The organism is Microbacterium sp. CCNWLW41 (genome assembly GCF_037083505.1).
Map to the genome: position 1 here is coordinate 174,639 of NZ_JBAOJP010000004.1, position 21,077 is coordinate 195,715.

The 21,077-nt window shown below is 71.1% G+C and carries 20 protein-coding genes; 12 read left to right on the plus strand and 8 right to left on the minus strand.

The genetic code is table 11. From position 1 onward, the window contains the following. Positions 1-27: 27 nt before the first annotated feature. From V6R91_RS15970 to ctaE, 5 genes are all read right to left on the minus strand, one after another. Positions 28-447, minus strand: a complete 420-nt coding sequence (locus V6R91_RS15970; protein WP_067244195.1) for a rhodanese-like domain-containing protein — start codon at positions 445-447, stop codon at positions 28-30. A 94-nt stretch (positions 448-541) separates the two neighbouring features. Further along, entirely contained in the window at positions 542-2,368 is a 1,827-nt protein-coding gene (qcrB, locus tag V6R91_RS15975) for a cytochrome bc1 complex cytochrome b subunit (protein WP_271061509.1), read from the minus strand. Beyond that, a complete protein-coding gene (gene qcrA, locus V6R91_RS15980; protein WP_067244190.1) occupies positions 2,365-3,438 on the minus strand; it encodes a cytochrome bc1 complex Rieske iron-sulfur subunit in 1,074 nt (357 codons plus the stop codon). The genes qcrB and qcrA overlap by 4 nt, the downstream gene beginning before the upstream one ends. A 33-nt stretch (positions 3,439-3,471) precedes the next feature. Next, complete coding sequence (gene qcrC / locus V6R91_RS15985) at positions 3,472-4,272, minus strand: cytochrome bc1 complex diheme cytochrome c subunit (protein ID WP_067244188.1); 801 nt, start codon at positions 4,270-4,272, stop codon at positions 3,472-3,474. Between the two features lie 23 nt (positions 4,273-4,295). Beyond that, on the minus strand, positions 4,296-4,928 hold the full coding sequence (gene ctaE / locus V6R91_RS15990; protein WP_157517926.1) for an aa3-type cytochrome oxidase subunit III: 633 nt from the start codon (positions 4,926-4,928) through the stop codon (positions 4,296-4,298). A 180-nt stretch (positions 4,929-5,108) separates the two neighbouring features. Between ctaE and trpD the strand changes: the two genes are divergently transcribed. Next, positions 5,109-6,170: an anthranilate phosphoribosyltransferase gene (gene trpD, locus V6R91_RS15995; protein ID WP_219084556.1), complete on the plus strand. Its 1,062-nt coding sequence runs from the start codon at positions 5,109-5,111 to the stop codon at positions 6,168-6,170. 9 nt (positions 6,171-6,179) lie between these two features. After that, positions 6,180-7,166, plus strand: a complete 987-nt coding sequence (locus tag V6R91_RS16000; RefSeq protein WP_231820590.1) for a PHP domain-containing protein — start codon at positions 6,180-6,182, stop codon at positions 7,164-7,166. Position 7,167: 1 nt separating this feature from the next. On the opposite strand, the gene V6R91_RS16005 is transcribed toward V6R91_RS16000, so the two are convergent. The 3 genes from V6R91_RS16005 to V6R91_RS16015 all read right to left on the minus strand — a co-directional run bounded on the left by V6R91_RS16005 (position 7,168) and on the right by V6R91_RS16015 (position 9,535). Then, complete coding sequence (locus V6R91_RS16005; protein WP_336396064.1) at positions 7,168-8,103, minus strand: 5'-3' exonuclease; 936 nt, start codon at positions 8,101-8,103, stop codon at positions 7,168-7,170. A 38-nt stretch (positions 8,104-8,141) separates the two neighbouring features. Further along, a complete protein-coding gene (locus V6R91_RS16010) occupies positions 8,142-8,663 on the minus strand; it encodes a hypothetical protein (RefSeq protein ID WP_336396065.1) in 522 nt (173 codons plus the stop codon). A gap of 326 nt (positions 8,664-8,989) precedes the next feature. After that, the gene (locus V6R91_RS16015; protein ID WP_336396066.1) at positions 8,990-9,535 is read right to left on the minus strand and encodes a hypothetical protein; all 546 of its coding nucleotides are present in this window, start codon (positions 9,533-9,535) and stop codon (positions 8,990-8,992) included. Positions 9,536-9,783: 248 nt separating this feature from the next. Between V6R91_RS16015 and rpsA the strand changes: the two genes are divergently transcribed. The 10 genes from rpsA (at position 9,784) to V6R91_RS16065 (ending at position 21,069) form a co-directional block, all read left to right on the plus strand. After that, positions 9,784-11,238, plus strand: coding sequence for a 30S ribosomal protein S1 (gene rpsA, locus V6R91_RS16020; RefSeq protein ID WP_067244173.1), 1,455 nt, complete (start codon positions 9,784-9,786; stop codon positions 11,236-11,238). Positions 11,239-11,502: 264 nt separating this feature from the next. Further along, complete coding sequence (locus V6R91_RS16025) at positions 11,503-13,152, plus strand: TIGR04028 family ABC transporter substrate-binding protein (protein ID WP_336396067.1); 1,650 nt, start codon at positions 11,503-11,505, stop codon at positions 13,150-13,152. Positions 13,153-13,171: 19 nt separating this feature from the next. Beyond that, complete coding sequence (locus V6R91_RS16030) at positions 13,172-14,176, plus strand: ABC transporter permease (RefSeq protein ID WP_271061503.1); 1,005 nt, start codon at positions 13,172-13,174, stop codon at positions 14,174-14,176. After that, positions 14,173-15,042, plus strand: a complete 870-nt coding sequence (locus V6R91_RS16035) for an ABC transporter permease (RefSeq protein WP_336396068.1) — start codon at positions 14,173-14,175, stop codon at positions 15,040-15,042. The genes V6R91_RS16030 and V6R91_RS16035 overlap by 4 nt, the downstream gene beginning before the upstream one ends. Continuing rightward, on the plus strand, positions 15,039-16,727 hold the full coding sequence (locus V6R91_RS16040) for an ABC transporter ATP-binding protein (RefSeq protein WP_271061501.1): 1,689 nt from the start codon (positions 15,039-15,041) through the stop codon (positions 16,725-16,727). Before V6R91_RS16035 ends, V6R91_RS16040 begins: the two co-directional genes overlap by 4 nt. Further along, positions 16,724-17,788: a putative FMN-dependent luciferase-like monooxygenase gene (locus V6R91_RS16045; RefSeq protein ID WP_336396069.1), complete on the plus strand. Its 1,065-nt coding sequence runs from the start codon at positions 16,724-16,726 to the stop codon at positions 17,786-17,788. The genes V6R91_RS16040 and V6R91_RS16045 overlap by 4 nt, the downstream gene beginning before the upstream one ends. After that, positions 17,785-18,408, plus strand: coding sequence for a CMD domain protein (locus tag V6R91_RS16050; RefSeq protein WP_336396070.1), 624 nt, complete (start codon positions 17,785-17,787; stop codon positions 18,406-18,408). Before V6R91_RS16045 ends, V6R91_RS16050 begins: the two co-directional genes overlap by 4 nt. Beyond that, a complete protein-coding gene (locus V6R91_RS16055) occupies positions 18,405-19,073 on the plus strand; it encodes an alkylhydroperoxidase domain protein (protein WP_336396071.1) in 669 nt (222 codons plus the stop codon). Before V6R91_RS16050 ends, V6R91_RS16055 begins: the two co-directional genes overlap by 4 nt. Beyond that, positions 19,070-19,723: a VOC family protein gene (locus V6R91_RS16060; RefSeq protein WP_271061251.1), complete on the plus strand. Its 654-nt coding sequence runs from the start codon at positions 19,070-19,072 to the stop codon at positions 19,721-19,723. Before V6R91_RS16055 ends, V6R91_RS16060 begins: the two co-directional genes overlap by 4 nt. Beyond that, positions 19,720-21,069 carry an amidohydrolase gene (locus V6R91_RS16065; RefSeq protein WP_336396072.1) on the plus strand — a complete coding sequence of 450 codons (1,350 nt, stop codon included), beginning with the start codon at positions 19,720-19,722 and terminating at the stop codon, positions 21,067-21,069. The genes V6R91_RS16060 and V6R91_RS16065 overlap by 4 nt, the downstream gene beginning before the upstream one ends. The last annotated feature ends 8 nt before the right edge of the window (positions 21,070-21,077 follow it).

Consider the following 21,077-nt stretch of genomic DNA (forward strand, 5'->3'; position numbering starts at 1 on the left):
CGGGGACGACGGCCGGGACGACCTCGGTCAGGCGCGATGACGGACGCGAGGGATGCCGGTGAGAGGATCCACCGGACGGCGGTGCACGCCGTCCGCATCCTCCACGGGGTAGCCTTCCCGGGCCCAGTACTCGAAGCCTCCGATCATCTCGCGCACGCGGTATCCGAGCTTCGCGAACTCCAGGGCGCCCTTGGCGCCCGCGTTGCAGCCCGGGCTCCAGCAGTAGACGACGACGTCCGCATCGGCGGGGATCTCGGTCGACGCCCGCTCGGCGATCTCGCGGTAGGGCATGTGGACGGCGTCCGGGACCCGTCCCTGCGCCCAGGCCTCCTCGGAGCGCACGTCGACCACCACGACGGGGTCGCCGGCGGAGCGTGCGGCGTGAAGATCGCTGGCATCGGTCTCGAAGGCGAGCTTGGCGGCGAAGTAGTCCTGGCGGTCGATCATGATCTCAGCGTACGCGGGCGTGCCCTGGACCGGGGGAGCATGACAGAGCCCCGTCCGGTGACCCGGACGGGGCTCTGTCATGGGGGAGGGAGGACTACTTCTCTCCGTCCTCCGGCTTCTTGCGCGGCTTCTTGACCGGCTCCGTCGCGACGACCGAGCTGGGAGTGTTCGGCGTCTCGCCGATGTGTCCCTCGTCGGTCGGCTCGATCTGGTCCTCGGAGACCCCGGCGCGGGCGTGGGCGCCCAGGATCTCCTCGTGAGCCGTTTCGTCGACGTCATGCAGCGCGTGGCTCTGGTGAGCGTCGGCCGCAGCGATCTCCGTCTGCGTGAGCGGCTGCAGGCGATCCTCGAAGAACCAGCGCGACAGCGCGGAGCGGAAGTTCTCGGTCCACGGGATCCGGCCCTTGGCGTTCGGACGGACCACGAGCGGCTCGTAGGTGTCGACGTCGATGAGCTTCCACCGGTCGTAGACGTCCACGGGCTTGTGCACCTCGATGAACTCGCCGCCGGGGAGGCGGACGATGCGTCCGGACTCGTAGCCGTGCAGCACGATCTCGCGGTCCTTCTTCTGCAGCGCGATGCAGATCCGCTTCGTGATGAAGTACCCGAGCACAGGGCCGAGGATCAGCAGCGCCTGCAGGGTGTGGATGACCCCCTCCATCGTGACCATGAAGTGCGTCGCGATGAGGTCCGAGGACGCGGCGGCCCAGAGCACGGCGTAGAAGATCACGCCGGCGACGCCGATGCCCGTGCGAGTGGCGGCGTTGCGCGGGCGCTGGGCGATGTGGTGCTCGCGCTTGTCCCCGGTGATCCATCCCTCGATGAACGGGTAGATCGCGACCAGGACGATGAAGATGCCGAGGACGGCGACCGGCAGCAGGATGCCGAACGACCAGGTGTGGCCGAGGAACACGACGTCGAGGTTCGACGGAGCCAGGCGCAGCGCGCCGTCCGCGAAGCCGATGTACCAGTCCGGCTGGGTACCCGCCGACACGGGGGACGGGTCGTACGGGCCGTAGTTCCAGACCGGGTTGATCTGGAAGAGGGAGGCGATCAGCACGATCGTGCCGAAGACGATGAACAGGTAGCCGCCCATCTTGGACATGTACACCGGCATCATCGGGTAGCCCACGACGTTGTCGTTCGTCCGGCCGGGGCCGGCGAACTGCGTGTGCTTGTTGATCACCATGAGCATCAGGTGCAGAACCACGAACGCGAGGACGAGGGCCGGCAGCAGCAGGATGTGCAAGGTGTACAGGCGGCCGACGATGTCGGTGCCGGGGAACTCGCCGCCGAAGAGCAGGAACGAGGTCCACGTTCCGATCAGCGGGATGCCCTTGATCATGCCGTCGATGATCCGCAGGCCGTTGCCGGAGAGCAGGTCGTCCGGCAGCGAGTAGCCGGTGAAGCCCTCGGCCATCGCGAGGATGAACAGCACGAAGCCGATCACCCAGTTCAGCTCACGCGGTTTGCGGAAGGCGCCCGTGAAGAAGATGCGCAGCATGTGCACGCCGATGCCGGCGACGAACACCAGCGCGGCCCAGTGGTGGATCTGCCGGACCAGGAGTCCGCCGCGCAGGTCGAACGAGATCCGCAGGGTGGACTCCAGAGCCGCCGACATCTCGATGCCGCGCATCGGGGCGTAAGCGCCCGTGTAGTGCGTCGGAACCATCGACGCCTGGAAGAAGAACGTCAGGAAGGTGCCCGAGAGGAGCACCACGACGAAGCTCCACAGGGCGATCTCGCCGAGCATGAACGACCAGTGATCCGGGAAGATCTTCCGGCCGAGCTCCTTGACGAAGCCGGACAGGCTCGTGCGCTCGTCGATGTAGTTCGCCGTGGCGCCGACGAAACGGCCGCCGAGCGGCTTCTCGTCCTTCTTGTCGCCCTTCGTCTCGGGGGTGACGGTTGCGGTGCTCAATGGCGCTCCCAGAAGCTCGGACCGACGGGTTCGGTGAAGTCGCTCTGCGCGACGAGGTAGCCCTCGTCATCGACGGTGATGGGCAGCTGCGGCAGCGGCCGAGCGGCCGGGCCGAAGATGACCTTGGCGTGCTCGGTCACGTCGAACTGCGACTGGTGGCAGGGGCAGAGCAGGTGGTGGGTCTGCTGCTCGTAGAGCGCGACCGGGCAGCCGACGTGCGTGCAGACCTTGGAGTACGCGACGATGCCGTCGTACGACCAGTCCTTGCGCTCCTCGGACTCGATGAGCTGCTCGGGCAGCAGGCGCATGAGGAGGACGATGGCCTTCGCCTTCTCCTCCAGGTACCCGCCGTCGTGGCCGAGCTCGGTGAGGCTCTCGGGGATGACGTGCACGGCGGAGCCGAGGGTGACGTCCGCGGCGCGGATCGGGGTGCCGTCGGGGTCGCGCGCCAGGCGCACGCCCTTCTCCCACATCGTGTGCTTGAGCAGCTGGACCGGGTCGCCCGCGATCGGGTTCTCCGGGGTGCTGTGGGGGGCGAGACCGCGGAAGAGCGTCACGCCGGGGATGATCGAGGCGACGAGCGCGGCGAAGAGCGAGTTGCGGATCATCGTGCGGCGCCCGAACCCGGACTCCTCGTTCGCGTCCGCGAACGCCTTGACGGCGGCGGCGCGCGTCGAGTCGCGACCACGGGTGGGGTGGCGCGACTCCACGAACTCCTTGTCGTTCATCACGGCCTTGGACCAGTGGATGGCGCCGATGCCGAGTGCGAGGAGCGCGAGGGCGATGCCGAGGCCGATGAAGAGGTTGTTGTAGCGCACATCGATGAGCGCGCCGCTCTCGATCGGGAACAGCATGTAGGCGGCGACCGCCCACAGGCTGCCCGCGAGGGACAGGTAGAAGAGCGTGTAGACCGTGCGGACGGCCGTCTTCATCGCCTTCGGGTCCTTGTCCGTGATCCGCTCACGGTGCGGCGGAAGACCCGGGTTCTCCGCGGGATCGCTGACTGCGACGCTCAGCCCGGGGGAGGGCTGATAGGCCCTGTCGAGAGCCTGCGAGTCGTCGTGTGCCATGGTGCTCCTCGTACGTTCTTCGATATGCAAGCGTCAGTTGGACTTCGCCGTGATCCACACGGTGATGGCGACCAGCGCGCCGATCCCGAAGATCCAGACGAAAAGGCCCTCGGAGACGGGGCCGAGCGAGCCCAGCGTGAAGCCGCCCACCTGAACCGCCTCCTGCTGGAACAGCAGGGCGGAGATGATGTCGCGCTTGTCCTCGGCGGACAGGTTCATGTCGCCGAAGACCGGCATGTTCTGCGGACCGGTGACCATGGCCGCGTACATGTGGAGGGCGCTCGTGCTCGTCAGCGGGGGCGCGTACTTGCCCTCGGTCAGCGCACCGCCGGCGGCGGCGACGTTGTGGCACATCGCGCAGTTGATGCGGAACAGCTCGGCACCGTGCGAGACGTCGCCCTTTCCGTCCAGCACCTCGGCCTCGGGGTAGGTCGGACCGGGCGCGACGGACTGCACCCAGGCGGCCATCGACTTGATCTGCTCGTCGGTGAACTGCGGGTGCTTCTGCGGCGCCTGCGGCCCCTGCATCTGCAGCGGCATGCGGCCCGTCGCGACCTGGAACTCCACCGCGAGCTCGCCGACGCCGAACAGGCTCGGCCCGTTCTCGGTGCCCTGGAGGTTCATGCCGTGGCAGGTGGCGCAGTTCGCCTGGAAGAGCTTCTCGCCCTCCTCCACGGACACCTGCGCGGTGGCGGCGGTCGGCTCGCTGGCGGCGAACGCAGCGGATGCGCCGGCGTAGATGCCGCCGGTGATCATGAGGCCGGCGCCGATGAGGGCGGCGGCGGCCAGGGGGCTGCGGCGACCGCCGGAACGGCGCTTCTTCTCTCGTGCCATGTCGGGAATCCGCTCCGTTTTCTTTACTTCAGGAAATAGATGACGAAGAACAGGGCGATCCAGACCACGTCGACGAAGTGCCAGTAGTAGGACACGACGATCGAGGAGGTCGCCTCCTTGTGCGTGAAGTTCTTCACCGCGTAGGCGCGCCCGATGACGAGGAGGAACGCGACGAGGCCGCCGGTCACGTGCAGGGCGTGGAAGCCCGTCGTGATGTAGAACGCCGAGGCGTAGGAGTCCGCCGAGATCGGCATGCCCTCGGCGACGAGCTGGGCGTACTCCCAGACCTGGCCGGAGACGAACACCGCGCCCAGGATGAACGTGAGCCAGAACCACTCGACCATGCCCCAGCGCTTGCGGCCCTTGTCGTTGCGGGCCGTGTACGGCTGCAGGCGCTCGGCGGCGAAGACGCCCATCTGGCAGGTGACCGACGACAGCACCAGGATGATGGTGTTCACCGTGGCGTACGGCACGTTCAGCAGCTCGGTGCGGGAGGCCCACAGCTCGGGCGAGGTGCTGCGCAGGGTGAAGTAGATCGCGAACAGGCCCGCGAAGAACATCACCTCGCTGCCGAGCCAGACAATGGTTCCGACGGCCACGGGGTTGGGCCGCTTGATCGTTCTCGCCGCCGGGGCATACGTCGCTGAGGTCGTCACCCCTCCATTATGGCCGATCCGCGACGGCGATTCTTGCACCCCCGGGGGCCGTTTCGCCTTCCGGGCACTTAGGGAGACCTAAGAAGTCGCCGGGAATCCGCTGTGTGTCCAGGGCCTCCTCGCCGCGGCGGACGAGGTCACGACCCGGTCACGAACCGGCCCCGTCGATAGGATTCCCCCATGGCGGATGCGTTGACCTGGCCCGATGTCCTCTCCACTCTCCTCGCACGGCGCGACCTCAGCGTGTACGAGTCGACGTGGGCGATGCGTCAGGTCATGCGCGGCCAGGCGACCCCGGCGCAGCTGGCGGGCTTCCTCATCGGGCTGCGCGCCAAGGGCGAGACCATCGACGAGATCGTCGGCTTCCGCGACGCGATCCTGGAGGCGGCGGTCCCGCTGCCGGTGTCGTCGGACGTGCTCGACATCGTCGGCACGGGAGGCGACCGGGTCGGGACCGTGAACGTCTCCACGACGGCGGCGATCGTGATCGGCGCGATGGGCGTGCCGGTCGTCAAGCACGGCAACCGCGCGGCGAGCTCGGCCTCCGGCGCGTCGGACGTGCTCGGCGCCCTGGGGCTGGATCTCACGCTGGATCCGCAGGCCGTCGCCGACATCCTCGACCGCACGGGCATCACGTTCGCGTGGGCGGGCGCCTTCCACCCGGGGTTCAAGCACGCCGGCGGGGTGCGCGCGGAGCTCGGCGTGCCGACCGTCTTCAACATGCTGGGACCGCTGTGCAACCCCGCGAGGGCGGAGGCGAACGCGGTGGGCGTCGCCCAGCTCGAGCGCGTGCCGTTGATCACCGGCGTCTTCCGCACCCGCGGCGCGACCGCGCTCGTCTTCCGCGGCGACGACGGCCTCGACGAGCTGACCACGACGGGGCACAGCCGCATCTGGGAGGTCACGCGCGGCGACATCCACGAGCACGACCTGGACCCGCGCGACCTCGGGATCCCGCTTGCGGAGCTCTCGGACCTGATCGGCGGCTCTCCCGAGCACAACGCGGAGGTCCTGCGCCGCACCCTCGCGGGCGAGGCCGGTGCGGTCCGGGACATCGTCCTCCTCAACGCCGCCGCCGGGGTCGTCGCCTACGAGCTCTCGCACGACGCCGCCCAGGCGCAGCGGCCGATTCTGGAGCGGCTCGCCGACGCCCTGGCGCGCGCGTCCGCCGCGATCGACGACGGGCGCGCCCTCGCCAAACTGGACGAGTGGATCTCCGCCTCCCGGGACTTCGCCGCGTAGGGACCGGACATGGATCCCGTCGACGCCCTGCTCGAGATCGCCCGGCTGCTGGAGCGCGAGCGGGCGTCGCGGTACCGGGCGCGCGCGTTCCGGCAGGCCGCCGCGGCGTTCGGCGACCTGGACGAGGCGTCGCGCGCCGACCCCGCCCGGATCCGCGCGACGAAGGGCATCGGCGCGTCCACGTCGGAGGTGATCCTCGAGGCTCTCGAGGGGAAGGTGCCGCACTACCTCGTCGAGCTCCGCGGCGAGGTCGAGCCCGAGCGCCGTTCGGAGCTGCGTGCGCGGCTGCGCGGAGACCTTCACGCCCACACCGACTGGTCCGACGGGACGACCCCGATCGCCGTGATGGCCGATGCGGCGCGGGCGCTGGGGCACGACTACCTCGCGATCACGGACCATTCGCCGCGGCTCCGGGTCGCCCGCGGGCTGTCGGCGGAGCGGCTGCGCGAGCAGATCCCGCTCGTGCGCGGTGCGAGCGGAGACGGTCTCACCGTGCTCGCGGGAATCGAGGTCGACATCCTGGAGGACGGTGCGCTCGATCAGGAGGACGCGCTTCTCGCGGAGCTGGACGTCGTGGTGGCGTCCGTGCACTCGAAGCTGCGGATGGATGCCGGGCCGATGACCCGGCGGATCGTCCGCGCGGTGAGTCATCCGCACGTCTCGGTGCTGGGCCACGTCACCGGGCGCCTCGTGCAGGGGGAGCGCGGCACCCGTCCGCCGTCCGACTTCGACGCCCGCGCGGTCTTCGAGGCGTGCGCGGAGCACGGGGTGGCGGTGGAGATCAACTCCCGACCGGAGCGCCAGGACCCGCCGGACGAGCTCCTGACCCTGGCCGTGGAGATCGGCTGTCTCTTCTCGATCGACTCCGACGCCCACGCGCCGGGTCAGCTCTCTTTGCTGGACCACGGCGCGGAGAGGGCGGAGCGTCTCGGCGTGCCGCCGGAGCGGATCGTGACGACCTGGGGACTGGAGCGGCTCCGCCGCTGGGCGGGATAGGTCAGCCGAGGCGGTCGAGGGCCTCGATCGCCCGTCCCATGGACGTGCCGAGGTTCCACCGTTCGGCCAGCGCCACCGCCGCCGCCCGTGCGGCGTCGTCGAGCGGGTGCAGGGGAGCGGCCGGCGCGGCGACGTCGAGCGTCGTCGCGACCCGCACCACCGTCGGGGCGACGTCGAGGTAGGCCGAGGCGGCGAGGATCTTCTTCGCCACACCCGCGGACATCCCTTCCCCGCGCTCCGCCGCCGCGCGGATCCCGTCCAGGTCCCCGTGCGCGGCGAGGAGCGCGGCGGCCGTCTTCTCGCCGACGCCGGGGATGCCGGGGAGGCCGTCCGACGCGTCGCCGCGCATCGTCGCGAAGTCCGCGTACTGCGAGGGAAGGACCCCGTACTTCGCGACCACCGAGGCGTCGGTCAGGTCCTCCAGGTTGCTCATGCCCCGCGCGGTGTAGACCACCCGGACGCCGCGGGCGTCGTCGACGAGCTGGAAGAGGTCGCGGTCACCGGTGACGATGTCGACGGGCATCCCCGCCGTGTGCGCCAGGGTGCCGATGACGTCGTCGGCCTCGTGCGCGGGCGCCCCGATCACGGTGAGGTCGAGGGCGGCGAGCGATTCCCGGATGACGGGGATCTGCGCCTCGAGGGGATCGGGCACCTCTTCCACGTCGGCGCCTCCCGGGACGGCCTCGACGACGCGGTGCGCCTTGTAGCTGGGGATCAGGTCGACCCGCCACTGGGGACGCCAGTCGTCGTCCCAGCAGGCGACGAGGTGCGTCGGCTGGTACGCCGTGACGAGCTTGGCGACCATGTCGAGCAGCCCCCGCGCGGCGTTCACGGATGTGCCGTCCGGCGCCTTGACGGTGTCGGGCACGCCGTAGAAGGCCCGGAAGTAGAGAGAGGCGGTGTCGAGCAGCATGAGCTTCGGGGCGCGCGCGGTCATGGGCTCAGTCTGCCAGGCGGCTGCGGGCGCCCGCGGAGTCACGGGCACCCCGGTGCGCCGGGCCTCTCCTCGCAGGTGCCGTCCACCAGCGCCGAGCGGGCCTCGAACACGCGCACCGTCTGCGTCGCGGGCGCCGCGGCGATCTCGCCCATGGGGATCCACCCCAGGCCGTAGTCCAGGTCGGCGGCGTAGCGGACGACGACGGTGGCGGTGTATTCGCCTCTCGCGCCGTACACGTGGCTCGTCGCCGTGGGGGTGAGGTCGGCCTGGCCGAGGGCGGCCCACGACGCGCCGGGGTCCGCGGTCGACCGAGTCGCGCCGTCGCCGTACGCGAAGTCGAAGCCGACGGGCGTGAACCGCACCGTGACGGAGCGTCCCAGAAGATCCGCGGAGGTGGTCTGCGCGGTCGCGTCGCTGACGAAGTTGGCGGGAAGCCCCACGACGCCGACGTTGCCGGGCTCCGCGGACACCGTCGTGCCGGTCGGGACGAAGCGGACGAGATCGGCGAGGGTGATCGGACGGGGCGCCGGCTCCGCCGGGTCCTCGGGGCCGGCGTCCACCTGGGGCGGGCGCGCCCCGAAGCACAGGCGGGCGTCCTGCAGGCGTTCGAGACAGCGCTGGAGCTCCTCCGGGTCAATGCCGACATCGAATCCAGGATCCGAAACGGGGCCGTCATCGGGATAGTCAGATGGGATCTTTGGCCCTGACTCCCCAGAATCGGATTCAGGTTGCCCGGGTATTTCGTAGCCGTCCCAAACATCAATCGTGTCGCCGTCGTTGCAGGCACCGAGATGCAGCGAAATTTCATCACACACGGCTTCTCCCGCTCTGGATGGCGTTGCGACCGACGTTGCTATCGCAACGAGTGTGAGCGCTAGAACACGGGTTAGCACGTGTGATCCGTGAGCTGGGACATCACGATTACTAGCTCGTTGCGCTCGACCATCATTTCGACGGACAGAAGAGACCACGGCTCTCGGTCGGCAGGAGTTACATCCGTTCCGTTCGAATCCAGGACCTGACTTTCGCCGACGCCGACGCAGACGTCGATAGTCACAGTGTCGGTGGCGCGTGCAGGAGGGTTCTGGCCTTCGACGTACTTGACCTCTGTGTCACCCTTGATAGTCAGCCCACGCTCTTTGAACTTCCGTCTGCTCTCGATGTTGGCTTCGAGTGCTTCGCCCCGCAGGAAGGCCTGCGGGTCGGCCGTGCGGTCCCCAGTGCGCTCCCGATTAGCCGCGTCGATGTACGCGCGGTAGGTCGCTTCGGCGGCGGCGAACGCCTCCTCCTCGGACGCGAACAGGGGCGTCGGCGTCGGGTCGGGCGCGGGCGTCGGGGCGCAGCCGCCGAGGGCCATGGCGCCGCCGACAGCCATCGCGACGAGGGCGACGCGGGCGCGGCGCCGACGGGAGGAGAGGTGCTCAGGGGTCACCGTTTCACGCTATCTGCGCGACGAAGCGTCGTCCGGGTTATCCACAGGCGCGAGGGCGTCGAGCGCGGGCGACAGGGGCGTCGCCCACGGAGGGTTCCGATCTGATAGCCTGAAGTGTCACCCGTGGGGATCCGTCCGCATGTGCGTGACGCGCAATCCCATAACCATCCGCTTCGGAGCGATCTTCCGTCATGCATGTCGACGGAGCCCCGGGGCCCGATCATCCATCTACAAGGACTACCCACTACATGACTACCGCAACGACCGCCACGGCCGCCAAGCAGGTCGCGATCAACGACATCGGATCTGCCGAGGACTTCCTGGCCGCGGTCGAGAAGACCCTGAAGTTCTTCAACGACGGCGACATCATCGAGGGCACGATCGTCAAGATCGACCGCGACGAGGTCCTGCTCGACGTCGGCTACAAGACCGAGGGCGTCATCCCCTCGCGCGAGCTCTCCATCAAGCACGACGTCGACCCCAACGAGGTCGTCGCCGTCGGCGACCAGGTCGAGGCCCTCGTTCTCCAGAAGGAGGACAAGGAAGGCCGCCTGATCCTGTCCAAGAAGCGCGCCCAGTACGAGCGCGCCTGGGGCGACGTGGAGAAGATCAAGGAGAACGACGGGGTCGTCACCGGCCAGGTGATCGAGGTCGTCAAGGGCGGCCTCATCGTCGACATCGGTCTGCGCGGCTTCCTCCCGGCCTCGCTCATCGAGCTGCGCCGCGTCCGCGACCTCACGCCGTACCTCGGGCAGGAGCTGGAGGCCAAGATCCTCGAGCTCGACAAGAACCGCAACAACGTCGTGCTCTCGCGCCGCGCTCTGCTCGAGCAGACGCAGTCCGAGTCGCGCACCACGTTCCTCAACAACCTGCACAAGGGTCAGGTCCGCAAGGGCGTCGTCTCCTCGATCGTCAACTTCGGTGCGTTCGTGGACCTCGGCGGCGTGGACGGCCTCGTGCACGTCTCCGAGCTGTCCTGGAAGCACATCGAGCACGCCTCCGAGGTCGTCGAGGTGGGCCAGGAGGTCACCGTCGAGATCCTCGAGGTCGACCTCGACCGCGAGCGGGTCTCCCTGTCGCTGAAGGCGACGCAGGAGGACCCGTGGCAGGTCTTCGCCCGCACCCACGCCATCGGCCAGGTCACCCCGGGCAAGGTCACCAAGCTCGTCCCGTTCGGCGCGTTCGTCCGCGTCGCGGACGGCATCGAGGGCCTCGTGCACATCTCCGAGCTCTCCAGCAAGCACGTCGAGCTGGCGGAGCAGGTCGTCTCGGTGGGCGAGGAGGTGTTCGTCAAGGTCATCGACATCGACCTCGACCGTCGCCGCATCTCGCTGTCGCTGAAGCAGGCCAACGAGTCGGTCGACCCCTACGGCACCGAGTTCGACCCGGCGCTGTACGGCATGCTCGCCGAGTACGACGAGAACGGCGAGTACAAGTACCCGGAGGGCTTCGACGCCGAGACCGGTGCGTGGAAGGAAGGCTTCGACGCCCAGCGCGAGGCTTGGGAGCAGGAGTACGCCGCCGCGCAGGCGCGCTGGGAGGCGCACAAGGCCCAGGTGCTCAAGGCCGCCGAGGCCGAGGCCGCCGCGGGCGACGACTTCGGGGGACAGACGTTCTCCAGCGAGTCGACCGGCGCCGGCACGCTCGCCGACGACGAGGCTCTCGCGGCTCTCCGCGAGAAGCTCTCGGGCGGCAACGCGTAATACCGACCGCTTCGGTTCCGAACGGGCCGTCACCCCGCCTCACGGCGCGGGTGGCGGCCCGTTCCGCGTCTCCGACGCGACCGACGACCGGGCCGTGAACGTCTTTTGGACGGGGCCGCGCCGGCGACATATGACGCCGTGAATGACGTCCGATGACGCTGTGTGAAGCGGCGTGACGGTATGTGACTGCCCCGCCGACGAAGGGGGCCGCAGCGTGGTGGACTGTCGCTCTCACCCGGCACGTCCATCCCCAGAGGAGACCCCATGTCCCGTCCCGCCCGCGTACTCCGCTCGCTCGCAGCGCTCGCCGTGGTCGCCACGCTCATGGCCGGGTGCTCCAGCGGTTCCGCAGGCTCCGGCGGCAGCGAGGAACCGGGCGCGGGCGGCACCCTCACGTATCTGGAGCCGCAGACCTGGACCACCCTGTACCCGCCGGCGGCGGGCTTCTACCCGAACGGTGGAGTCGTCAACAACATCACCGACCGGCTGCTGTACCAGAACCCGGAGACGCTGGAGCTGGAGCCGTGGATCGCCACGGCCCTGCCCGAGGTGAACGCCGACTCCACGGAGTACACGTTCACGATCCGCGACGACGTCACCTACTCCGACGGCACCCCGCTCGACGCGGAGAACGTCGTGCGCAACCTCGACCTGTTCGGCAAGGGCGACCCGAGCCGCGCCCTCACGGTGTCCGAGGCGATCAACAACTACGACCGCGGCGAGGTCGTGGACGAGCACACCGTCCGGTTCCACTTCACGGCTCCTGCGCCGGGCTTCGCGCAGGCCGTCTCGACGATCAACTCCGGTCTGCTGTCGAACGCGACCCTGGACAAGACGAACGAGGAGTTCGGCCCGGGAAACGCCACGACGGTGATCGGCTCGGGACCGTTCGTCGTCGCCGACGAGAAGATCGGCACCGAGCTCACCCTCACGGCCCGTGAGGACTACGACTGGGCTCCGCCGTCGCTCGCGCACCAGGGCCGCGCCCTCCTCGACGGCGTGCACGTCGTCGTCGCGGGGGAGAGCAGCGTCCGCGTGGGCACGGTCGTCGCAGGGCAGGCCGACGTCGCCCGACAGATCGACGCGCCGGACGAGGCGCAGTTCGCGGCCGACGGCCTGAGCCTGCACGCCGCCACCACGAACGGCGTGAACAACGGGTTCAGCCTCCGCTTCCGCAACTCCGTGCTCTCCGACATCCGCGTGCGCCAGGCGATCATCGCGGGCGTCGATCGCGAGGCGATCGTGGAGACCCTGTTCACCGACAGCTACCCGCTCGCGACCGGGGCCCTGGCCCGGACGGCTCTGGGGTACGTCGACACCTCCGAGTACTACGCGTACGACCCGAAGCGCGCCGCGGCCCTCCTCGACGAGGCCGGGTGGAAGGCCGGAGCCGACGGGGTGCGCGTGAAGGACGGCGTCCGCCTGAGCCTGACCTTCAACGAGGCGCTGCCGCAGCCGCGTTCCAAGGAGGTCGTGACGCTCGTCCAGGAGCAGCTGGGCGAGCTCGGGATCGACGTCCAGCTCTTCGCCGGCGACCAGGCGGCGCAGACCGAGGCGTCCCTGTCCGCCGACACGATCCAGGTGTACCACTCGATGGTCGGACGCGCGGACTTCGACGTGCTCAAGTCGCAGTTCTTCGGCGGGAACCGAAACACGCTCCTGAACCGGGACAACACGGACGACTCGATCGGCGACCCGGAGCTCGACGCGCTCCTGTCCGCGATCGCGTCCGCTCCCTCGGTGGAGGCGCGCCAGGCCGCGTCGGAGGCGGCGCAGAAGCGCATCGCCGAGCAGGCGTACTTCCTGCCGATCTTCGAGGAGCCCCAGGTGTTCGGTCTGAGGGCCGGCGTGCAGGACTTCGCCACCGAGTCGGTCGGCCGCCCGTCGTTCTACTCGACGTGGCTCGACCGCTGACCGCGGGCAGGCACGGCACATGGCGTACATCCTGAGGCGGGTCGGGCAGGCGCTGCTCGTCCTCGCTCTCACCTACACGCTGGCGTACCTCCTGCTCGCCGCGCTGCCGGGGGATGCCGTGCTCGCACGGTACGGCTCTCCGGAACTGGGGCTCTCCGCGGAGCAGCTCGCCGAGATCCGGGCCGCGTACGGCGCGGATCGCAGCCTGGTCGAGCGCTTCGCGGACTCGACGCTGGGATTCCTCCGCGGCGAGTTCGGCTTCTCGGTGCAGAGCGGGGCGTCCGTGGCGGCGCTGCTCGCGACGGCACTGCCGTCCACGCTGATCCTCGCCGTGGCCGGGCTGGCGACGGCGGTGTTCCTGGCGGTGACCATCGCGTTCACGGCGACGTACGGAGGCTTCCGGTGGCTGCGGCGGATCTTCCACGCGATCCCGCCGCTGCTGGTGTCCCTTCCGGTGTTCTGGGTCGGGATCGTCCTCGTGCAAGTCTTCTCGTTCCGTCTCGGCCTCGTCCCGGTGATCGGCGCGAACCCGGTCCAGGCGCTCATCCTGCCGGTGGCGACGCTGGCGATCCCCATCGCCGCCCCGCTCGCCCAGGTACTGATGCGCAGCATCGAGGACGTGCGCGACCAGCCCTTCGTCACCGTCGTGCGCGCCCGCGGAGCGAGCACGTCCTGGCTGCTGTGGCGGACGGTCGCGCGCAACGCCCTCCTCCCCACGCTCACCATGGCGGGTCTGCTCTTCGGCGAGCTGGTGGGCGGCGCGGTCGTGACCGAGACCGTGTTCGGACGCGCCGGGGTCGGCCAGCTCACCGCCCAGGCGGTCGCGAACCGCGACACCCCGGTCCTGCTCGCGGTGGTGGTGCTCTCCACGGTCGTCTTCGTCGTCATCAACCTCGTCGTGGATCTCCTCTATCCGCTGCTGGACCCGCGCCTGCGCACGAGCCGCCCCGGTCGGTCGCGCATCGCACGTCCGGTTCCGACATCGCCGGTCGAGGCCGTGCCCGAGACGGAGGTCGTCCGATGACATCCGTACCCGTCACGACGGTCGATCGCGGGACCGGTCGCCCCGGCAGGCGCGACGCCGCGACGCGGCCCGCGGTGCTGCGCCCCGGCGTCATCCTGCCCGTGCTCGTCCTCCTCGTCGCCCTCGCCTGGGCGCTCCTGCCAGGGGTCTTCGCGGCCGGGAGTCCGACGGCGTCGGTCGGTCCGGCGCTGCAGCCGCCCGGCCTGGAGCACCTGTTCGGGACCGACGCCACCGGACGAGACCTCTTCACCCGTGTCGTGCACGGCGCATCGGCGTCGATCGTGGGCGCGGTCGTCGCGGTCCTGGTCGGACTCGTCGCCGGCACGGCCATCGGCGTGGCGGCCGGTGCGGTCGGCGGAGCGCTGGAGGACTTGCTCATGCGGTTCGTGGACGTCCTGCTCGCGATCCCCGGCCTCCTGCTCTCGCTGAGCGTCGTCATCCTGCTCGGCTTCGGCACCACGAACGCCGCGATCGCCGTCGGCGTCACCTCCATCGCCGTGTTCGCCCGTCTCGCGCGTTCGCAGGTCGTGAGCGTGCGCGGAGCCGAGTTCGTGGAGGCCGCATACGGATCCGGAGGGAGCTTCGGATCCGTGCTCGTCCGCCACATCCTGCCGAACTCGCTCACGCCTGTCATCGCGCTCGCGGCGCTGCAGCTCGGCTCCGCGATCCTCCAGATCTCGACCCTCGGCTTCCTCGGCTACGGTGCGCCGCCGCCCACGCCCGAGTGGGGGCTGCTGATCGCGGAGGGACGGGACTACGTCGCGACCGCCTGGTGGCTGACGGTGCTGCCCGGCGCGGTCGTCGCCCTCGTCGTGCTCGCCACCAACCGGCTCAGCGCCGTCATCCGAGGAGGCCGAGGAGCATGACCCGCGCCCTGTTGGAGATCCGGGACCTCGCGGTGGCCTACCGCACAGGACGAGGGGAGTTCACGGCCGTCGACGGCGTCTCCTTCGACGTCGAGGCGGGCCGCACGACCGCGCTCGTGGGCGAGTCGGGGTCGGGCAAGTCCACGGTCGCCCAGTCGGTGATCGGACTGCTCGCCGGGAACGGGCGGATCACCGCCGGGAGCATCGCGCTCAACGAGCGCACCGACGGCCTCACCCAGCTCGTCGGTCTCCCCGAGCGACGGTGGCGGCATCTGCGCGGCCGCTGCGTGGCGCTCATCCCGCAGGACCCGGGGACCTCGCTAAACCCGGTCGCCACGATCGGCGCGAGCGTGGCCGAGGCGCTGCGGATCCACGGCTGGAAGGACGGGGCGCGGATCCGCGCCCGGGTGATCGAGCTGCTGGACAAGGTGGGCATCGACGACCCGGAGCGGCGCGCGCGGCAGTATCCGCACGAGCTGTCGGGCGGCATGCGTCAGCGCGTGCTGATCGCCGCGGCGCTCGGACTCGAACCGGAGTTGATCATCGCCGACGAGCCCACGAGCGCCCTGGACGTCACCGTGCAGCGCAAAGTGCTGGACCTGATCGACCGGCTGCGCCGCGAATCCGGCAGCGGCGTGCTGTTCATCACGCACGACCTCGCGGTCGCCGCCGACCACTCCGACTCCCTCGTCGTCATGCGGCAGGGCCGGATCGAGGAGACGGGCGTCTCGCGCGTCGTCCTCGGGCAGCCCCGGGCGGAGTACACTCGGACCCTCCTCGCCGACGCGCCCTCGCTCGCCAGGGTCGTGGAACGGCGCGCCCACGAGCCTGCGCCGGGCGAACCGCCGCTCGTCGAGGTCCGCGGACTCCGTCAGGAGTACCGTTCCGGGCGCGGGGAGCCCTTCGTCGCCGTGGACGACGTGTCCTTCACGGTGGCACGCGGGACCACGCACGCCCTCGTGGGCGAGTCGGGGTCGGGGAAGACGACGACAGGCCGCAGCATCGCGGGGCTCAACCGGCCGTCCGCCGGGAGCATCCTCGTCGGCGGGACGGAGGTCACGGCGCTGGGGTCGGCGCGTGGCGCCCGGCGGGCCTTCCGCCGCGTCGCCCAGCTCGTCTACCAGAACCCCTACGCGTCCCTGGACCCGCGTCGCCCGATCGGCCGCACGCTCGCGGAGCCGCTGGAGAACTTCGGGATCGGAAACCGCGCGGATCGCGAGGAGCGCGTGGCACGCCATCTCGAGCTCGTCGCGCTTCCAGCCGAGATCGCGGCGCGTCGTCCGTCCGAGCTGTCCGGAGGACAGCGGCAGCGGGTCGCGATCGCGCGGGCGCTGATCCTGGAGCCCGAGCTGGTCGTGCTCGACGAGGCCGTCTCGGCCCTCGACGTCACGGTCCAGGCGCAGATCCTCCGGCTCCTCGCGCGCCTTCAGGACGAGCTCGCCCTCACGTACGTCTTCATCTCGCACGACCTCGCCGTCGTCCGTCAGATCGCGGACACCGTTTCCGTCCTGCAGCGCGGGCGGCAGGTCGAGCACGGACCGACCGGGCGGGTCTTCGATCGCCCGGAGCACGCATACACGCGCCGTCTCATCGACGCGATCCCCGGTGCCGCCCTCCGTCCCGAAGCGCCGTCCGCGCCGCCCGTCCTTTCCGCCGCCAACCTGTTCGTCAAGGAGGATGCATGACCACGCCCCGTCTGGGCTTCTTCACCCGTCTGCTGGAGGACGCCGACGCCGCCGACCGGTACCGGTTCGCCCTGGAGCAGATCGAGCTCGCCGAGCGGCACGGCTTCGCCTCCGCCTGGCTCGCGCAGCACCATTTCGGCGCGGACGAGGGCGGGCTCCCGTCGCCGTTCGTGCTCCTTGCCGCTGCGGCGCAGCGCACGTCCCGGATCGGCCTGGCCACCGGTGTGCTGACCCTCCCGATCGACGACCCGCTCCGGGCGGCGGAGGACGCGAGCGTGCTCGACGCCCTGAGCGGCGGGCGGGTGCAGCTGGGGATCGCCTCCGGGGGGACGCCGTCGTCGTTCGCGCCGTTCGGGCGCGACTCCGCGCAGCGGCGGGAGATCTTCGCGGACCACGCGGCGGTCTTCCGGGACGCGCTGGCCGGCCGCGGCGTCCGCGGGACGGACGCACGGATCTATCCGGCCGCCGACGGGCTCGACCGCCGGATCTGGCAGGCCACGTTCTCCGTCGAGGGCGGGGTCCGGGCAGGGACCGACGGCGACGGGCTGCTCCTGTCACGGACGCAGCCCCGGCCGGGGGACGCCGCCGACCTCCCGCTGCACGAGCTGCAGCTGCCCATCATCGAGGCCCACCGCGACAGCCTTCCGGCGGGGGCGCCGTTCCGGGTGCTCGCCTCGCGCACCGCCGTCGTGGTGGACGAGGCGGACAGGACGCGAGTGCGGGAGCACGCCGCGCCGCGGCTGCGGCGTCTGGCGACGGCCCTCCACGGCGTGGACGCGGACGGGCTCGGCGTCGACGAGCTGATCCGGATCACCGACACCCACATCGGCACCGTCGACGAGGTCGTGGCCTCCCTCGAGGCGGACCAGGCCATCGGCGCCTCGACGGACGTGTCGTTCCAGGTCCACTCGGTCGACCCCGGCCACGAGCTGACGCTGCGCTCGCTGGAGCTTCTGGCGACCGAGGTCGCGCCGCGTCTCGGCTACGCCGTCGGGGACACCGCCGCGCAGGACCTCCGCGGCCTCCATCTCGCCGCGGCGACCCGAGGCGGCGAGGCATGAGCGCCGATATCATCGACCTCCTCGCGGGCGTGACCCCGGGAAGCGCGCTCGACGAACTGCGCGGACGACGTCCCCAGGCACGGGAGAACGCGCAGCGCAGCTTCGAGGCGCTGCTGGAACCGGCCGAGCCCGGGACCTTCCCGCTCGCCGAGCGCTATGCGGTCGCGGCATTCGTGGCGCGCCTGCACGGGTTCGGATCGGCAGCGGAGTTCTACGCGGATCTGCTCGGCGACGAGGCCCCGGGGCTGGTTGCCGCGATCGCCGCTGCGGCGGACGGCGCCGGCGGACGCGGACCGGTCGGCGTGTACCGGGAGCCGGGGCTGAGGGGAGAGGACGAGCCCGTCGATCCGTGGACCGCGGCGCCGGAGTTCGGCGTCCGGCTCGCGGCGGCACTGACGCACGCGCACCTGCTCGTCCTGCGTCCGCGCGAGGCCGGCGCGCCGGCTCTGCAGGCGCTCGTCGATGCGGGATGGAGCGCCGACGACATCGTCACTCTGTCACAGCTCGTCGCCTTCCTGAGCTTCCAGCTCCGGCTGGCCTGGGGGATCCGCGCGGTGCGCGAGCACCCGACGGACGGCGCCGGAGACGTCGTCCCCTCGTTCGAAGGAGCACAGCGATGACCGACACCGCCGCCGGCGCACAGGACCCCGGCGCCCTCGTCACGGAGTATCCCGAGCTCAGGCGACCCCATGGCTTCACCCAGGAGGGCCTCGGGTGGGTGCCCTGGCTCGCCCCGGTCCCGGAGGCGGACCTCACCGACGTCCAGCGCGACGCCCTCATCGAGCCCCGGCGCGCCTCGATGCCCTACTTCCGGCTGCTCGCGCGGGACCCCGGGGCGCTCAAGGCGCGGACGCTCACCGATCTCGACATCTTCTACAACACGGACGGCGGGATCGGCCGTGCGGAGCGGGAGCTCGCGGCCGCTGCGACCTCGCGCCGCAACGGATGCGTCTTCTGCGCGTCCGTGCATGCCGCCGCGGCGACCCGCGAGTCCGACCGCGGCGCCGACGTGCAGCGCCTTCTCGACGAGGGCGTGGCTGCGGACCTGGGGGACGAGCGGTGGAACGCGGTCGTCGCCGCGTCCGTGACGCTGGCCGGGACCCCGCTCGATTTCGGCGCGCCGGACCTCGCGCGACTGCGCGATGCCGGACTCGACGACGCCGACATCCTCGACGTGATCGGCGGCGCCGCCTTCTTCAACTGGGCCAACCGCCTCATGCTCTCCCTCGGCGAACCCGAGGTCCCCGCCCGCCGGAACACCCCTGAGAAGGAGGAGACGCCGTGAGCATCCCCGCACAGCTCGATCACATCGTCATCGCCGGCCCCGACCTCGCCGGTCTCGTCTCCTGGTTCGCCGAGCGCACCGGCGTCGCCGCGGCGCCCGGCGGGGCGCACCCCACGGGAACCGCCAACGCGCTCGTGGCGCTCACCGTCGAGGGGCGCCGCGCCCCGCACTACATCGAGCTGATCGGGCCGGATCCGTCGCTCGACCACTCCGCGCCCCCGACGACGTTCGGCATCGACGCGCTGAGCGGGCCGGCCGTCGTGACGTACGCGGTCCATCCGGAGGACATCGACACGACGGTGGAGGGCGCCCGTGCGCGCGGCTTCGACCCCGGCGAGATCTGGGAGCTGTCCCGGCGCCGGCCCGACGGCGAACTGCTGGAGTGGCGGCTGACCCGGGGCGGCGGCGCGGGCGGGTACGCATCCCCGTTCCTCATCGACTGGGGGAGCACCGAGCAGCCGGGCCTCAGCGACATCCCGACGATCGAGGTCGTCTCGTTCGAGCGGGTGGAGCCGGACCCCGCGCCCCTGCGGGCGATCCACGAGGCTCTGGGGCTCGAGGACGGGGCGCTCGCCGAGGTCGTCGAGGGGCGGCCCGCCGGCTTCCGGCTGACCCTGCGCACGCCGGACGGCCGAACGGTCGCGCTGTGACGGCCGGGGTCGAGGGCGACCTGACCGCCTACCTGGAATGGCAGCAGCGCCACGTCGTGGCTCCGGTCGTGCCCGAGCCCGTTGCCGAGACCTCGTCGTTCGCCGGCGCGGGCGACGCGGTGCACGCGGAGCTCGGTCGCTCGGTGGCGGACCTCGCCCCGGATCTCCGCGCGCTCGCGACGGCGCTCTTCGAGGATCCCGAGATCGGATTCGAGGAGCAGCGGTCGGTCGCGAGGATCGTCGAGCTCGTGGAGAGCCACGGCCGTGCGGTCGAGGTCGGCGCGTTCGGCGTGCCCACCGCATTCCTGGCGACCGTCGGCCGGGGGTCGGGTCCGCACTTCGCGGTGATCGCCGAGTACGACGCCTTACCCGGGGTGGGCCACGCGTGCGGACACAACATCATCGCGGCGACGGCGGTCGGGGCGTTCCTCGCCGCCGCGCCGGTGGCGGAGCGCCTCGGTGCGCGCCTGTCGCTCATCGGCGCTCCCGCGGAGGAGAACGGGGGCGGCAAGGAGCTCGTCCTGCGCGCCGGCGGCTTCGACGCGGTGGACGCCGCGGGCATGGTGCATCCCGCCGCGGGAGCACGCACGTCGCCGGTCCTCGGGCCGAGGACGACGGGTGTGCGCCGGGTCGCCGTCACGTACCGCGGGCGGGCCGCGCACGCGGCGGGCGCCCCGTGGCTGGGCCGCAACGCCCTCGACGCGGTCGTGACGGCCTACCAGGGCGTGGCGCAGCTGCGTCAGCACATCCTCCCCACGGATCGGCTGCACGGCATCATCACCGACGGCGGCGCCGTCCCGAACGTCGTGCCGGAGCGCGCCTCGGCGCTCTTCTACGTGCGCTCGGCGGAGATCGAGACGCTGCGCGTCCTCACGGACCGCGTCGTGGCCGTGCTGGAGGCGGCCGGGCTCGCGACGGGGACCCACGCGGACATCGAGGTGGACCCGGTTCCTCCGTACCTCCCGCTGCAGCCCAACCTGGCGCTGACGCGACGATGGGCGGACGCCGTGCGCCGCCTCGGTCGGGAGGTGCCGCCGTCTCCGCCCGTCGCCGCGCAGGGCGGACCGTCCACGGACATGGGCAACGTCAGTCGCTACGTCCCCTCGCTGCACCCCTCGATCGGTCTCGGCGGCCCGGACGACGTCCATCCCCACAACGCCGCCTTCGCCGCCCAGACGATCCGGGAGCCGGCCTTCGCCGCCCTCGCCGATGCCGCGGTCGGTCTGGCCGCGACAGCGGCGGACTACCTGGCGGACGCGGAGCTGCGCGACGCCGTGGCCGCCGAGTTCGCCGCGGCGGGCGGGCGATTCCGGTGGGAGGACGCGCGGGAGGGCGCGTCGCGCTGACCACGGCC

What these genes read in the sequence shown, in the direction of transcription:
- V6R91_RS15970 (WP_067244195.1), bottom strand. Translation starts at nt 447, where the DNA reads ATGATCGACCGCCAGGACTACTTCGCCGCCAAGCTCGCCTTCGAGACC.
- qcrA (WP_067244190.1), bottom strand. Translation starts at nt 3,438, where the DNA reads ATGGCACACGACGACTCGCAGGCTCTCGACAGGGCCTATCAGCCCTCC.
- qcrC (WP_067244188.1), bottom strand. Translation starts at nt 4,272, where the DNA reads ATGGCACGAGAGAAGAAGCGCCGTTCCGGCGGTCGCCGCAGCCCCCTG.
- trpD (WP_219084556.1), top strand. Translation starts at nt 5,109, where the DNA reads ATGGCGGATGCGTTGACCTGGCCCGATGTCCTCTCCACTCTCCTCGCA.
- V6R91_RS16000 (WP_231820590.1), top strand. Translation starts at nt 6,180, where the DNA reads ATGGATCCCGTCGACGCCCTGCTCGAGATCGCCCGGCTGCTGGAGCGC.
- V6R91_RS16005 (WP_336396064.1), bottom strand. Translation starts at nt 8,103, where the DNA reads ATGACCGCGCGCGCCCCGAAGCTCATGCTGCTCGACACCGCCTCTCTC.
- rpsA (WP_067244173.1), top strand. Translation starts at nt 9,784, where the DNA reads ATGACTACCGCAACGACCGCCACGGCCGCCAAGCAGGTCGCGATCAAC.
- V6R91_RS16025 (WP_336396067.1), top strand. Translation starts at nt 11,503, where the DNA reads ATGTCCCGTCCCGCCCGCGTACTCCGCTCGCTCGCAGCGCTCGCCGTG.
- V6R91_RS16030 (WP_271061503.1), top strand. Translation starts at nt 13,172, where the DNA reads ATGGCGTACATCCTGAGGCGGGTCGGGCAGGCGCTGCTCGTCCTCGCT.
- V6R91_RS16035 (WP_336396068.1), top strand. Translation starts at nt 14,173, where the DNA reads ATGACATCCGTACCCGTCACGACGGTCGATCGCGGGACCGGTCGCCCC.
- V6R91_RS16040 (WP_271061501.1), top strand. Translation starts at nt 15,039, where the DNA reads ATGACCCGCGCCCTGTTGGAGATCCGGGACCTCGCGGTGGCCTACCGC.
- V6R91_RS16045 (WP_336396069.1), top strand. Translation starts at nt 16,724, where the DNA reads ATGACCACGCCCCGTCTGGGCTTCTTCACCCGTCTGCTGGAGGACGCC.
- V6R91_RS16050 (WP_336396070.1), top strand. Translation starts at nt 17,785, where the DNA reads ATGAGCGCCGATATCATCGACCTCCTCGCGGGCGTGACCCCGGGAAGC.
- V6R91_RS16055 (WP_336396071.1), top strand. Translation starts at nt 18,405, where the DNA reads ATGACCGACACCGCCGCCGGCGCACAGGACCCCGGCGCCCTCGTCACG.